This window comes from Alkalitalea saponilacus, from assembly GCF_900168165.1.
Lineage (GTDB): Bacteria > Bacteroidota > Bacteroidia > Bacteroidales > Marinilabiliaceae > Natronoflexus > Natronoflexus saponilacus.
The window spans coordinates 36,200-49,860 of the sequence record NZ_FUYV01000003.1 but is presented as its reverse complement, the minus strand read 5'-3'; the positions used below and the strand labels follow the sequence as shown (position 1 = coordinate 49,860).

14 protein-coding genes and 3 tRNA genes are annotated in these 13,661 nt (G+C 40.4%); 2 read left to right on the top strand and 15 right to left on the bottom strand.

Going from position 1 to position 13,661, the window contains the following annotated elements:
• Window positions 1-7: 7 nt before the first annotated feature.
• The 13 genes from rplK to B5X70_RS18270 form a co-directional block, all read right to left on the bottom strand.
• Window positions 8-451, bottom strand: a complete 444-nt coding sequence (gene rplK, locus B5X70_RS03680) for a 50S ribosomal protein L11 (protein ID WP_079556530.1) — start codon at window positions 449-451, stop codon at window positions 8-10.
• Between the two features lie 105 nt (window positions 452-556).
• Entirely contained in the window at window positions 557-1,102 is a 546-nt protein-coding gene (nusG, locus tag B5X70_RS03675; protein ID WP_079556529.1) for a transcription termination/antitermination protein NusG, read from the bottom strand.
• A gap of 21 nt (window positions 1,103-1,123) precedes the next feature.
• Window positions 1,124-1,318, bottom strand: a complete 195-nt coding sequence (gene secE, locus B5X70_RS03670) for a preprotein translocase subunit SecE (protein WP_079556528.1) — start codon at window positions 1,316-1,318, stop codon at window positions 1,124-1,126.
• Between the two features lie 70 nt (window positions 1,319-1,388).
• Window positions 1,389-1,461, bottom strand: a tRNA-Trp gene (locus tag B5X70_RS03665).
• A 61-nt stretch (window positions 1,462-1,522) separates the two neighbouring features.
• Entirely contained in the window at window positions 1,523-2,710 is a 1,188-nt protein-coding gene (gene tuf / locus B5X70_RS03660; protein WP_079556527.1) for an elongation factor Tu, read from the bottom strand.
• Window positions 2,711-2,775: 65 nt separating this feature from the next.
• Window positions 2,776-2,847: transfer RNA gene (locus B5X70_RS03655), tRNA-Thr, on the bottom strand.
• Between the two features lie 9 nt (window positions 2,848-2,856).
• Window positions 2,857-2,929 (bottom strand) — tRNA-Gly (locus tag B5X70_RS03650).
• Window positions 2,930-3,248: 319 nt separating this feature from the next.
• Entirely contained in the window at window positions 3,249-3,548 is a 300-nt protein-coding gene (gene hpf, locus B5X70_RS03645; RefSeq protein ID WP_079556526.1) for a ribosome hibernation-promoting factor, HPF/YfiA family, read from the bottom strand.
• Between the two features lie 18 nt (window positions 3,549-3,566).
• Complete coding sequence (locus B5X70_RS03640; RefSeq protein WP_079556525.1) at window positions 3,567-4,451, bottom strand: tyrosine-type recombinase/integrase; 885 nt, start codon at window positions 4,449-4,451, stop codon at window positions 3,567-3,569.
• Between the two features lie 96 nt (window positions 4,452-4,547).
• Window positions 4,548-4,739 (bottom strand): 30S ribosomal protein S21, encoded by a 192-nt coding sequence (rpsU, locus tag B5X70_RS03635; protein ID WP_079556524.1) that lies wholly within the window; start codon window positions 4,737-4,739, stop codon window positions 4,548-4,550.
• A 162-nt stretch (window positions 4,740-4,901) separates the two neighbouring features.
• On the bottom strand, window positions 4,902-5,981 hold the full coding sequence (locus B5X70_RS03630; RefSeq protein ID WP_079556523.1) for a helix-hairpin-helix domain-containing protein: 1,080 nt from the start codon (window positions 5,979-5,981) through the stop codon (window positions 4,902-4,904).
• A gap of 46 nt (window positions 5,982-6,027) precedes the next feature.
• Complete coding sequence (locus tag B5X70_RS03625) at window positions 6,028-7,083, bottom strand: sodium-dependent transporter (protein ID WP_317045057.1); 1,056 nt, start codon at window positions 7,081-7,083, stop codon at window positions 6,028-6,030.
• Complete coding sequence (locus tag B5X70_RS18270) at window positions 6,998-7,372, bottom strand: hypothetical protein (protein WP_232468300.1); 375 nt, start codon at window positions 7,370-7,372, stop codon at window positions 6,998-7,000. The genes B5X70_RS03625 and B5X70_RS18270 overlap by 86 nt, the downstream gene beginning before the upstream one ends.
• A gap of 260 nt (window positions 7,373-7,632) precedes the next feature.
• On the opposite strand from B5X70_RS18270, the gene B5X70_RS03620 reads away from it, so the two are divergent.
• Window positions 7,633-8,628, top strand: coding sequence for a class II fructose-bisphosphate aldolase (locus B5X70_RS03620; protein WP_079556522.1), 996 nt, complete (start codon window positions 7,633-7,635; stop codon window positions 8,626-8,628).
• A gap of 175 nt (window positions 8,629-8,803) precedes the next feature.
• Here B5X70_RS03620 and tamL read toward each other — a convergent pair whose 3' ends face one another.
• Window positions 8,804-11,134 (bottom strand): translocation and assembly module lipoprotein TamL, encoded by a 2,331-nt coding sequence (gene tamL, locus B5X70_RS03615; protein ID WP_079556521.1) that lies wholly within the window; start codon window positions 11,132-11,134, stop codon window positions 8,804-8,806.
• 43 nt (window positions 11,135-11,177) lie between these two features.
• Here tamL and B5X70_RS03610 point away from each other — a divergent pair, with 43 nt between their 5' ends.
• A complete protein-coding gene (locus B5X70_RS03610) occupies window positions 11,178-11,954 on the top strand; it encodes a TrmH family RNA methyltransferase (protein WP_079556520.1) in 777 nt (258 codons plus the stop codon).
• Here B5X70_RS03610 and B5X70_RS03605 read toward each other — a convergent pair.
• Entirely contained in the window at window positions 11,944-13,515 is a 1,572-nt protein-coding gene (locus B5X70_RS03605; RefSeq protein ID WP_079556519.1) for an NAD(P)/FAD-dependent oxidoreductase, read from the bottom strand. The genes B5X70_RS03610 and B5X70_RS03605 overlap by 11 nt on opposite strands.
• Window positions 13,516-13,661: the final 146 nt, after the last annotated feature.

Here is a 13,661-nt window from a genome sequence, read left to right as displayed (position 1 = left end):
ACAAGTTTTAATTGTTACCTGGAAACTCACCATCAACGGTGATTCCCATACTTCTGGCAGTCCCGGCGACCATCTTCATCGCAGATTCCACTGTAAAACAATTCAAATCAGCCATTTTATCTTCAGCAATTCCTTTTACCTGATCCCAGGTAACAGATGCCACCTTAACCCTGTTGGGTTCGGCAGAACCTTTTTTTGCTTTAGATACATCTAACAGCTGTACCGCTGCAGGAGGAGTTTTAATAACAAAATCAAAAGATTTGTCCTTATAAACTGAAATAACAACCGGAAGTACTTTACCGGCTTTCTCCTGAGTTCTGGCATTGAATTGCTTGCAGAACTCCATGATGTTCACCCCTTTGGCTCCCAATGCGGGACCTACCGGAGGTGACGGATTAGCTGCACCGCCCTTGATTTGAAGCTTAATAAAAGTTTCTACTTCTTTAGCCATTGTAGCAATTCGTGTTAGTTATAAAAATTCAGATCTAATTAGGTAGTTCATCTCATCTGTAGAGGCCGTTACCGGCCCTGGAAGCCCCGCTACTAAATGAAAATACTACTCCTTTTCAACCTGTAAAAAACTTAATTCAAGTGGAGTTTTACGGCCAAAAATTTTGACCATAACCTTTAATTTTCTTTTTTCTTCGTTGATTTCTTCAATGATACCAGAGAAGCCGTTAAACGGACCATCGGTAACTTTTACTGTTTCACCAACTACATAAGGAATGTTTAATTCTTCAGCAGTTTCAGAAAGTTCATCCACCTTACCCAATATGCGATTGACCTCGCTCATTCTTAAGGGTGTTGGCACATCATTTCGATCAGCTAAAAATCCAATAACGTTTGGAATATTACGAAGTATGTGCGGAACTTCTCCAATTAATGCTGCTTCAACCAAAACATACCCCGGAAAGTAGTTTCTTTCCTTGCTGATTTTTTTCCCGTTTCTGATCTGGTAAACCTTTTCGGTAGGAATTAATACCTGCGAGACATAATCCTGCATTTTCAGCCCGGAAATTTCACTTTCGATATACTCCTTAACCTTCTTTTCTTTACCACCAATCGCACGGAGTACGTACCATTTTTTTTCTATATCACCCATTACAAATTGTTTCTCAGGTAATTAGTACAACTTTTCGTAGAACCACTCCAGTAAAGTATCAAAAGACATATCCATGGCAAATACAATTGCTGCAATAATTACAGAAGCTACCATAACAACAATTGCACTATTCTGCAATTCAGCCCAGGTAGGCCATGAAGTTTTGTTGATCAATTCGTTATGAACTTCTTTAAAATACGCCTTTACCTTGTTCATTTTCAGATAATTTAATAATATCAATCAATCAGGCATCCTTATGGAAATCTGATATTTTCTTTGCAATAAGCACGGGAGGAGAGACTCGAACTCCCGACACCTGGTTTTGGAGACCAGTGCTCTACCAACTGAGCTACACCCGTGTAAATGGTTGAAAACAACAATTATGCCGCTTTCAACCATTGTGTTCTATATACAAACGTATTATTCAAGAATCTCAGTAACCTGACCTGCTCCAACAGTACGTCCACCTTCGCGGATTGCGAAACGAAGACCTACGTTAACAGCAACAGGGTAGATAAGATCTACTGTAATTGTTACGTTGTCACCTGGCATTACCATTTCGGTTCCTTCTGGAAGTGTAATCTCTCCAGTTACGTCAAGTGTACGCAGGTAGAACTGAGGACGATATTTGTTGTGGAAAGGAGTGTGACGACCACCTTCTTCTTTCTTCAATACGTAAATCTCAGCCTTGATTTTGGTATGAGGATTGATTGATCCTGGTTTCGCCAAAACCATACCACGCTTGATTTCATTCTTATCAATACCACGCATCAACAAACCTACGTTGTCACCAGCTTGTCCTTCATCAAGAATTTTACGGAACATCTCAACTCCTGTACAAACAGTTTTCTTACCTGCAGCTCCAAGACCAATGATCTGCATCTCTTCTCCGGTTTTGATGATACCAGTTTCGATACGACCAGTAGCAACAGTACCACGACCTGTAATAGAGAATACATCTTCAACAGGCATAAGGAATGGCTTTTCAACGTCACGTGGAGGAAGTGGAATCCACTCATCAACAGCGGTCATCAACTCCATAATTTTTTCTTCCCACTCAGCTTCTCCGTTAAGACCACCAAGAGCAGAACCTTTAATGATAGGAGTGTTGTCACCGTCAAAGTCATAGAAACTCAATAGGTCACGTACTTCCATTTCAACAAGCTCCAAAAGCTCTTCGTCGTCAACCATATCAACTTTGTTAAGGAAAACAACGATTTTTGGAACGTTTACCTGACGCGCCAACAGGATGTGCTCACGAGTCTGAGGCATTGGACCGTCGGTAGCAGCACAAACAAGAATAGCACCGTCCATCTGAGCAGCACCAGTAACCATGTTCTTAACATAGTCGGCGTGACCAGGACAGTCTACGTGTGCATAGTGACGGTTTTCTGTCTGATATTCTACGTGTGCGGTATTAATGGTAATACCACGCTCTTTCTCTTCAGGAGCGTTGTCAATAGAATCGAAGCTTTTTACTTCACAAAAACCTTTTTTTGCCAATACAGTTGTAATAGCAGCAGTAAGGGTAGTTTTACCATGGTCTACGTGACCGATGGTACCTACGTTAACGTGAGGCTTCGTCCTTTGAAATGTTTCTTTAGCCATAGTACGAAATTATTTAAGACAATTAGAACAATATTTAAACCGTATAAATATAAACTATTTAAATGAGCCAATGATGGGAATTGAACCCATGACCTCTTCCTTACCAAGGAAGCGCTCTACCCCTGAGCTACATCGGCGAAATTTTGAGCGGGAAACGGGACTCAAACCCGCGACCCTTAGCTTGGAAGGCTAATGCTCTATCAACTGAGCTATTCCCGCAATAATTTCAAAGCCTACAAAGTTAATGCATTTATAGGAAAAAATCTCTAAAAGAGCATTATAAATTATTTAACAGGCTCTGCTCATTTTCGTTGATTTATTATGGATTCTTATTATTTCATTGGTTAACTGAATGTTATCCTCTGATCATTTTTCATAAAAACCAACCGTTATTTCATTCCAATAGGCTGATCACCTTTGATAACCAGCCTATTGTATAACTTACATTTCAGATTACACACTAAAAATGGTGTGCAAATGTAAAATATTTTTCAAACAACACAAAATATTGTCTTCTTTTTTAATTTTCTTTTAGTGCTTATTTGGCCTTAATTTTTTCTTTTCTTTTTACCAATTGCTTACGAAGCGCCTCGCAAGCAGAATCAACAGATTCTTCGAAAGTTTTACTTTGCTTTTTGGCAAACAGGTTGTTTCCCGGAATGTCGAGGGTTATCTCCGCCAATTTGTTTTCAAGCGTTTCTGATTTATCCAGACGCAATACTACTTCTGCCCCCAGAATCCCGTCAAAAAACTGTTCCAGTTTACCTACTTTTTGTTGAATGAACTGCTCTAAATGATCAGCAGTATCAAAATGTACGGATTGAATCGTAATGTTCATAATTACTCCTCCTTAGTTTTAAGCTCGCGGATGAGCTTGTTTATAAATAGCATTCAATTTCTCAAAGGTATTATGTGCATAAATCTGGGTTGCATTCAGGTTGGCATGACCCAGAAGTTCTTTTATGGCATTTAAATCGGCACCACGATTTAATAAAATCGTGGCAAATGTATGTCGCAATACATGCGGACTTTTCTTGTCTATGGTTGTAACCAACTTCAGCGAACTATTTACTATTCGATAAACAAGTTTGCCATAGATTTTTTCTCCTTTGGCAGTCAGAAACAACCATGGAGAATAATTCTCTCCAAAAGTTTCATTCCTTATATTATAATACGTATTAAACAGCGATATGGATTCATTTGTAAGAGGGATTAATCGTTCTTTACTACGCTTTCCAAACACCTTTACCAAACCGGTTTTCAGATTAATGTCACGCACTTTCAATTCGGTTAATTCCGTTAGACGCATCCCTGTACCGTAAAACAATTCTAAAACCAACTTGTTTCGGATTCCTTCATAATCCTCTCCGAAATCAACCATATCAAGTAGGGTTGTCATTTCGTTTTCCTTAACAAAAACAGGAAGTTTTTTGGGAATCTTTGGAAGATTAATGGTTATCGCGGGATTGTTCTCAACCAACCCTTCTATTTGCAAATGTTTATAAAAAGATTTTATGGATGAAATTTTACGATGTATGGTTCTTGAAGACATTCCGGATTCATGCATTTCCACTATCCATTTTCGGATGTCGGAACGCCCGGCATTTGAGAGCAAGTTAATATCTGAACCGCCCATAAATCTAAAGAATTGCTCAAGATCGCCACGGTAAGCGGTTAATGTATGTCTTGAACAACGCTTCTCAAACTCCAGATAATGTAGAAAACTCTCTATATGTTGCATTTACAAAAAATGTCTTATTTATCCCCTCTCCTTACGAATGTAAGGAAAAAAAAGGAGAAAAATAAGACATCCCTGCAAAAAAATATATTGCAATCTCTATTCTTCCTCGCGCTGCAATTGCTGGATGTAAATTGCTTTCTTTTTTTGTTCTCTTTTTACAATAGAAGGTTTGGTGAAAGCCTGACGTGAACGCAGTTCACGCATGGTGCCGGTTTTTTCAAACTTTCTTTTGAATTTCTTCAAAGCTCTTTCAATGTTTTCACCTTCTTTAATAGGTACTACTATCATAGCAATTTGTTTTTAATTTTTTTTGGCTTGCAAAGATACGATTAATATGTAATAGTTCAATCTGTTATTTGAAAAAAAATGCATCTACGTGCATTTTTTCAGAATGCAAAGAAAAGGAAGTTTCCGCATTGCGGCAAATATTTCTGCATATTTTTTTTATAATCACTCATTATCAATACCTAAACATAAATAAAAACGCATCCTATCCCAGGACAAATTACTCAACTCTTCCAATGTCTCAATTTCGTTTAAATTTCGGATGCTTCCGTTTTTCTGTCTGTAATCGACAATCTCTTTGGCATGAAAAAAACTGAGATAGGGATGCTCCCTGAGTTGCCGAACCGATGCTGTGTTAATGTTTATTGGGTCAACAACAATGGTATCCAGGACGAGGAAGGGTTTGATATCATTAAATAAAACAGGTGAAATGCCGTACACCTCAGATATCTGATTGATGTCAACAAATCCACCCAATGCACGACGATAAGCTACAATGCGGCGGCTCAAAACTGGCCCAACTCCTCGCAGCAACTGCCAATGAGCTGTATCGGCGAGATTGATGCTGATTTGTAAATCATCCATTCCGGAAGTGTGTCGTTTTTGTTTCGCAATTAATGTGGGCTGTATTTGTTTAATTAAAGAATCGATGGTCCAGTATTCCAGACTTGGAAGGTCATATCTCACCGGAAACCAATGGCTGGATTGCCAATTGGTAAAAGAGTCAATCATGGATTGGCTCCATCCTATTTCTTCCAATAATTCGGGTGTAGTTCGATTCAGATCCAATGTGCGAAAAGAAATAACATTCTCACTTAATGACTGTTGTTGATGCATCAAAGGAGCAGGGATTTCGATATAAGGCAATAGAGAGTTCAGAAGCTCTTCGTTCATTCCAAACACCCGCGCAACATCGGTAGGTTCATTAAACCTGCCTCCACTTTCCAGAAATCTCACCCAATTGTTTGCAGCCCGGCGATCCACTCCCAGTCGCAATAAGTCGTCAATGCCAATTTCATTGGGGTTAAAAACAAAGTAAGCTTGCTCAATTTGCTCGTCAAGGTCATGAGGTGTATTCCAAGTAATTTTCAGCGGGATTGAATCAGACACCACCAACAAACTGACATTTGGCTTATATAACAAAGGCATTGAAATCCTGAATACCAAAAGTATAAGGATTATTGCTACAAGTATAATAAATCCACGTTGTTCATTCCGAGTTAGGGACAAGTAATCTTTCCACATCTTTTTTAGATGCAAAATAGAAAGTGCCCTGCAAAAAGTCAATTTTTTAAAATTTTATTATTCCCAAAGCATTCAAAAACACCATGGCTATTGCAATGGGAGCTAAGAAACGAATGGCAGGTACAAATAGCCTGAAATAAAATGCTACTCTTCCATCAGCTTCAAGCTCCTCCCGTACAACCTTTTTCCCAAGGAACCACCCTACAAAAATCACTATTAGTAATCCACCCAAAGGTAATAGGATGTTAGAGGAAGTATTTTCAAAGAAATTAAATATGCGGCCATCAACAGCTGATAATGCAGACAGAAAAGACATGCTGCCAGCGGCAATCCACGTGGCTTTTACCCTTTTAATTTTAAGTTCCTCCACAAAGTAAGCCACAACCACTTCCATTAATGATATGGAAGATGTTAGTGCTGCTATTACCAGTAAGAAGAAAAACAAAACAGAGAAAAAATAACCTCCGGCCATTTGATTAAAAATTCCGGGAAGAATCATAAAAACCAGACCGGGACCTTCCAGCGACTCTTGTCCCGGTTGCAAACCGAAAGCAAAAACAGCGGGAAATATGGCAATTCCGGCAAGAATTGCAATGAATACATCGGTAATGGTTACGAAAACAGCAGTTTTTCCAAGACTCTCCCTTTTTTTTATGTAAGAACCATATGTTGCCATAACCCCCATTCCCAGACTCAGAGAAAAAAATGCTTGACCCAGTGCCATCATGACCGTATTTGTGGTTATAGCGCTAAAATCAGGCTTAAACAAGAACTCCAATCCGGCAGAGGCTCCATCCAAAGTTAGTGACCTGACACACAACACCAAGATAATGACGAGTAGAACCGGCATTAAAATTTTGGTGTATCGCTCTATTCCTTTCTTTATCCCAGATTGGACAATAATGGCAGTTATAAACATAAATATGAGCATAAAAACAACCGGCCGCCAAGTAGATCCTGTGAGATAATCAAAAGTATGTTTAAGTTCGGCAGGAGTCATTCCTGCAAAATGGTTTTTAAGTGCAAAAAAAGCATACTCCAGAGTCCACCCTGCCACAACCGCATAGAAAGAAAGAATCATAAAGGAAGCAGCAACCCCCATTAAACCAAATAATCCACCACAAAGATCCGGGAGCAAGTTTTCGAAATGCTCCAAAAATACTCAATTGAGCCTTTCGGCCAATGAGCAACTCAGACAACATAACAGGAACACATATGGTAATAATAAATCCCAGATAGAGTAATAGAAAAGCACCTCCGCCATTGTCGCCTAAGACATATGGAAACCTCCAAATGTTTCCTAATCCGATTGCAGATCCTGCTGCAGCAGCGATGACTCCAAATAGCCCCGTAAAATTATCCCGTTTGTTAGTCTGATCAAACTTTGTCATAATATGATTTATATGGTACGATAATATTTTAGATTTGACTTTGTGAGCCAAATTTAGTTTCAAAATAAGAAAATTGTATGGTGTTACAGGTTAAAAATTCTCGTGCAAAGTTAAATTTTAGTTATAAAATCTCAAGAAACTTTCAGTTTTAGAAGAAAAATTGTAAAAGTGAGAAGGTTTCACTACTTTTGCGATAGAATTATTATTAGGGGTAAAACCACTGATATCACACGTAAAACCAATAATTAAACAATAGAAAAATGTCAATAAGTTACAAAGAATTAGGTCTTGTAAATAGCAAGGAGCTATTTGCAAAAGCCGTTGCCGGAGGTTATGCCATCCCGGCATATAACTTCAATAACCTCGAGCAGCTTCAGTCAATTTTAATGGCTTGTGTAGAGACCAAATCACCGGTTATTCTTCAGGTATCGTCAGGTGCCCGTAAATACGCCAATGCAACGTTACTCAGAAACATGGCTAAAGGAGCGGTTGAATATGTAAAAGAGCTTGGATGTGAAATTCCTATCGTTTTGCACCTTGACCACGGCGATACTTTTGAGCTATGCAAAGAGTGTATCGACAGCGGATTCTCTTCTGTTATGATTGATGGTTCGCACCACTCATACGAAGAGAACATAGCGTTAACCAAAAAAGTAGTTGAGTACGCTCATTCTAAAGGTGTAACCGTTGAGGGAGAGCTAGGAATTCTTGCCGGCGTTGAAGACGACGTTGTTGCAGAAGAGTCTACTTATACACGTCCCGAAGAGGTTGAAGATTTCGTTAAACGTACCGGTGTTGACTCACTGGCGATTTCTATCGGAACTTCTCACGGAGCTCACAAATTTACACCAGAGCAGTGTACCAAAAACGAGGATGGAGTTTTGGTACCTCCTCCATTGAAATTCGAAATCCTTGAAGAGATTGAAAAAAGAATCCCCGGATTCCCGATTGTACTTCATGGAGCATCTTCAGTTCCAGTGGAGCATGTGAATACCATTAATGAAAACGGTGGAGCCATTAAAGCTGCAGTTGGAATTCCTGAGGAGCAATTGCGTAAGGCGGCAAAATCAGCCGTTTGCAAGATCAACATCGACTCAGACGGCCGTTTAGCAATGACTGCAGCCGTTCGCAAAGTAATGGCAGAAAATCCAGGTGAGTTTGACCCCAGAAAATACCTTGGACCTGCTCGTGATGCATTAAAGGAATTATATATGCACAAAAACAAAAATGTATTAGGTTCAGCCGGAAAAGCTTAATCAAATCACTTTAGAAAATATAAAAAGGAGTTTCCGTTATGGAAACTCCTTTTTTGTTTCTTATATCAGGTAATGGAGAATTGAAACTGTTTAGTAAAGGCACGTGGCTCCCCCCTCACTATTTCTCAAAATTAAAGTCAACTGACTAAACCAATGGCAGAAAATCGTCCCATAATCAGAAAGGATAACCAATGGCAAAATTAAATGCAACATCATTCCAATTGTAGCTTCTGGAAAAAGGAATCCATCTGTCACCAGAGAGTTCTGCTGGATCCCGAAGTTTCAGACCCGTATCAATCCTGAAAATAAAGTAGTTAAAATCAAAACGTGTACCAAACCCTGTGCCGACAGCAAGCTGACGATAAAAACGGTCAAACTCAAAAAGGCCATCCTCCATACTTCCTTCAGGACGAATGCCCCAGATGTTTCCCACATCAACAAACAATGCTCCTTCAAGAAGCCAAAATAATGGGAAACGATATTCCACATTAGCCTCTAGTTTAATATCAGCGGTCTGGTTGTACCATGTTAATCTGTCATCGGACGAAGAACCAGGCCCAAGACCCCTTACGGGCCAAGCCCTGATGCTGTTGGCTCCTCCCGAAAAGTATCTTTTTTCGAATGGAAGTACATTAAGGTTTCTGTAAGGAATTCCTACTCCTCCAAAAAACCTGTAGGTAAGAGATGTGTATCTGTCAATGGGACTATGGTAACGGACATCTATGTCCGCTTTCAAATATTGTGCATACCTTATCCCGAGAATTGTATTATACCCATCCTGCATATTTTCAGACCAAATAGGAGCCATCAGATCAAGGATATTCCCTGCAGATTCAAGTGACAATCTCAAATACCAGAAATCGCGCCATCGTTGACCAATTTCCTGCTGATTATAGATATAGGTATAGTTGAGGTTGGCAATGAGGTGATCCTCATATGCATAACGTAGAAACGACTCATTAATGATGGCTTTAAAAGCATCGCTGACACTGGGAATATTAACAAGATTGAAATCCAATGGGAAAAATGAATGTGTACTATATCTGGAAGCACGCCACGTGTAACCCATACGAGCATTTACAATGGTGCGTGTATAATCAGGTCGTCGCTGATAGTTATAAGCGGCAGCTATGGTTGTTTTCGGATTGTATCTTTGTCTGAACCTTTCAATCCTAACAGGAAGCAAAAATTGCGGGAATACGACCGAACTCTCTGCTCCAAACTCCATGGTATTAAATTGCTCTTTGCTACCGCTGCGCATTATGAACTGATTTTGTCTGGCTACCCTGGTATTGAGCGTAAACAGTTCGGCTCCATTAAAAATATTTTTATGTTGGTACTTTATATTACCCGCAGCACCTAGATTTCCTGATGAATTGGTTCCTTCAACCTCAAGTGCGTATGACTGATATTTACCAGGTACCACATGTATTACACAATCCAGAATTTTATTCCCATGCTCGTCAAACTCCCCTTCAAGCTCCCTAAAACGGATATTGATATATCTGAATATGCGCAAATCGCTCAGCAATATTTGAGTTCTTTCAACCTGACTGCTGCGAAATAACCCTCCCGGCATAATGCTGTTACTGTTTAGGAGAACTTCCGGCTTAAAATCCAGTTCATCTTCAAACACGAAATAGAACCCTTGGTAAAACAAAGTGTCAGCCTGAAAATCAGGACGAATTCCGTCAATTGATCTCTCCTGAGGATCTATCCCAACTTGAAAAAACACATTTCTGATGGAATATCGGGCATGGTTTCCCGACTCTGTTCTACCTGACATATTTTGAGGAGGAGGCATAATAACCAGAGTGTCATTCACTCTGTGATTCCCAACTGAACTGTCCGCTAAAAAATAGATGAATTCTCGGGAAAAATTGAAGAACCCGTTATTCCTGAGGTTTTCAGTTATTCGGTCTCTTTCCTGATTATGCATCTGAACTGTAAAACCGCGACCCCGACGCAAAACGGTGTTTGTAGTATCGCTTAAAACATATGAACGGATGCTGTCATCATCAATTCGGTAGTAAACATTGTTTAACCGATAGCGCGGACCAGATTCAACCGTGTACTTTACTCTGGCACGTCTACGGGTTGGAAAAGTTACGGTATCAGAAACCTCTGCAAGATAGTACCCTCTGTTTCTCAGAAACAATTGCATTTGATCAACTGAACGATCAACCAATGTTGAGTCGTAAATAACCGGGGCTTCTCCGATGCGGCGTAACCATCTGTTAAACCCCTTTGAATCATCGCGCCCTGACAAATTATAAATACCAAGGTGCAATTTCCAAAATCCGAGAATTCGCAGATTTTCCTGTTGCCTGATGTATCCCCGCAGATCATCACGGGAAATATCTCTGGCATCATTTTTAATTTGTACACGTGTAAGCAAACGTTCCCCCTCGGGAACGTACTTCGTGCTGCGACATCCTGGCAGAAGCACAATCAAAATAAAAATAAAAAAAACAAGCAGGTTTGCTTTATCTGTTCTGAATATCATTTACAGTTTATTACTTTTGCAAACAAAGGTAAAAAAATTGATGATGCTAAGTAAATCCCAAAAGAAACTGATTGCCTCAATGGGGCAAAAAAAATACCGTGACCTCCATGGACTTTTTTTGGCTGAAGGAAACAAAACCGTGAACGAATTCATATCAGCGGGTATAGTTCCTCATTTACTTATTGTGTCAGACGATTGGTTACCGGATAATCCTGAATTGGTACCGGATAATTTAATTCAAGTTTCTCGCAATGAACTATCATCTGTTTCGTTTCAAAAAACGCCCAAAGGCGTTTTAGCTCTGTTTCCCCAGTTTAAGTATCATCTCAATAATAGTGCCATTCAAAACAAAACAGTTTTAATACTCGATGGGATACAGGATCCCGGAAACCTTGGCACCATCATACGAATTGCAGACTGGTTTGGGATAGACCAGATTGTTTGCAGTACAGATACTGCCGACGTTTACAATCCCAAAGTGGTGCAAGCCACTATGGGTGCTGCCGTCAGGGTTCCCGTTCATTACACTGACTTGCCGGAGTTTATTGTCAGATATAAAAATGAGACGCAAAACCCCGTTTACGGTACATACCCGGGTTTCGACAATCTTTATCACTCGGAATTATCCGAGGGATGTCTGATCATCATTGGCAATGAAGGAAATGGAATTCGTCCGGAGGTTGATCAACTGGTGACCGAACGTGTAACAATTCCATCGTACCCCGGGGGGGGGAAAACTTCCGAATCCTTAAATGCGGGAGTTGCCACAGCAATCATCTGCTCCGAATTCAGAAGGCGACTTTTTATGTCTAATCCTTAATAAGGCCCAAAGAACGGGCAACCATATCGGCACAGCGCTCGCCATCAAGTGCAGAAGAAGCAATACCTCCGGCATAACCGGCACCTTCTCCGCATGGATAAAGTTTCTTGATCTGTATGTGTTCAAGAGTTGATGAGTCTCTTGGAATTCTGACAGGCGAAGACGTGCGGCTTTCTGTCCCCAAAACAATGGCTTCGTCGGTGAGAAAACCTTTGGCCCATTTTCCAAACATTTTGAATCCTTCACGCAACCTTGCTGAGATTATTTCGGGAAGAATGAAGTGCAGCGGAGCACTAATCACACCCGGGATGTATGATGTTTCAGGAAGATCAAATGATAGTTTTCCATTCACAAAGTCCACCAATCCTTGTGCCGGAGCAACATTATTCTTTCCTCCGTTCACAAAGCAAAGTTGTTCAACTTCTTTTTGAAAAACCAGTCCGGCCAAATCACCGTGCTTTTTATATCCGTCCAGATCCTGGGGATGAATCTCCACAACCATTCCACTGTTGGCAAAAGGTGAATTTCGTCCCGATGCCGACATCCCGTTAACGACCATCTCCTGTTCTCCTGTCATTGCAGGAACAATAATTCCACCTGGACACATGCAAAACGAATAAACACCACGACTTTCAACCTGACAGGAAAAGCTGTATGATGCAGCTGGCAGGAAATCTCCTCTTCCCTCGGGTGAATGGTACTGTATCTGATCAATCAGATGCTGAGGATGCTCCACCCTGACACCCATTGCCCAGGTTTTTGCTTCCAACTTAATTGCTCTGTAATGCAGCATCTCATACACGTCGCGAGCTGAATGCCCGGTGGCCAAAACAACAGCCTCCCCAAAAATTTTCTCATCGTTGGAAGTAACTACTCCACACACCGTATCACCATCAATGATGAGGTCTTTTACTTTGGTTTCGAAACGAACTTCGCCACCTGCATTAATAATTGTTTCCCTGATGTTTTTAATAACTCCGGGCAATTTATCTGTACCTATGTGAGGATGAGCGTCTATTAAAATATCCTGATGAGCCCCATGAAAACATAGTATTTCCAAAAAACGCTTAAAGTCTCCTCGCTTAGTGCTACGGGTATAGAGTTTGCCATCAGAAAACGTTCCTGCACCACCTTCACCGAAAGCATAGTTGGAATCAGGATTAACCGGTTGGTTTCGATTGAGCAAGGCGACATCCCTTTTCCGATCGCTTACGGACTTTCCCCTTTCAAGTATGATTGGTTTTAAACCGTGTTCAATCAACCTCAACGCAGCAAAAAGCCCTCCCGGACCTGCTCCAGCAATAATCACCTCAGGTGAACAGCTAACATCGGGGTAATCAAAAGAGGCCTTTTCTGGTTGTATCATTGGCGCATTGGCCCAGGCCATGATATGAAGTTGTATCATGACTGGCGAACGTCGTGCGTCAATTGAACGTTTACGAATGTAATATCCTGTTACTTTTGAAGGCTTCACCTTCAAAGCCGATGCGATAAGTGATAACACCTTAGCATCATCATAAGCCTCCTTGGGAGTAATTCTGAGTACAACCTCTTTTTTCATTAACAACAGAGCGTTAGATCATCGCGTCAATCCTCTCAGGGATTGATGCTGATCTTCAAATTATGAAGAATTAGAAGTGATAAACTAAAAAACGACTTTTTTGCAAATATATCATATCGGATTGATTTATCTTTATAAATATATCA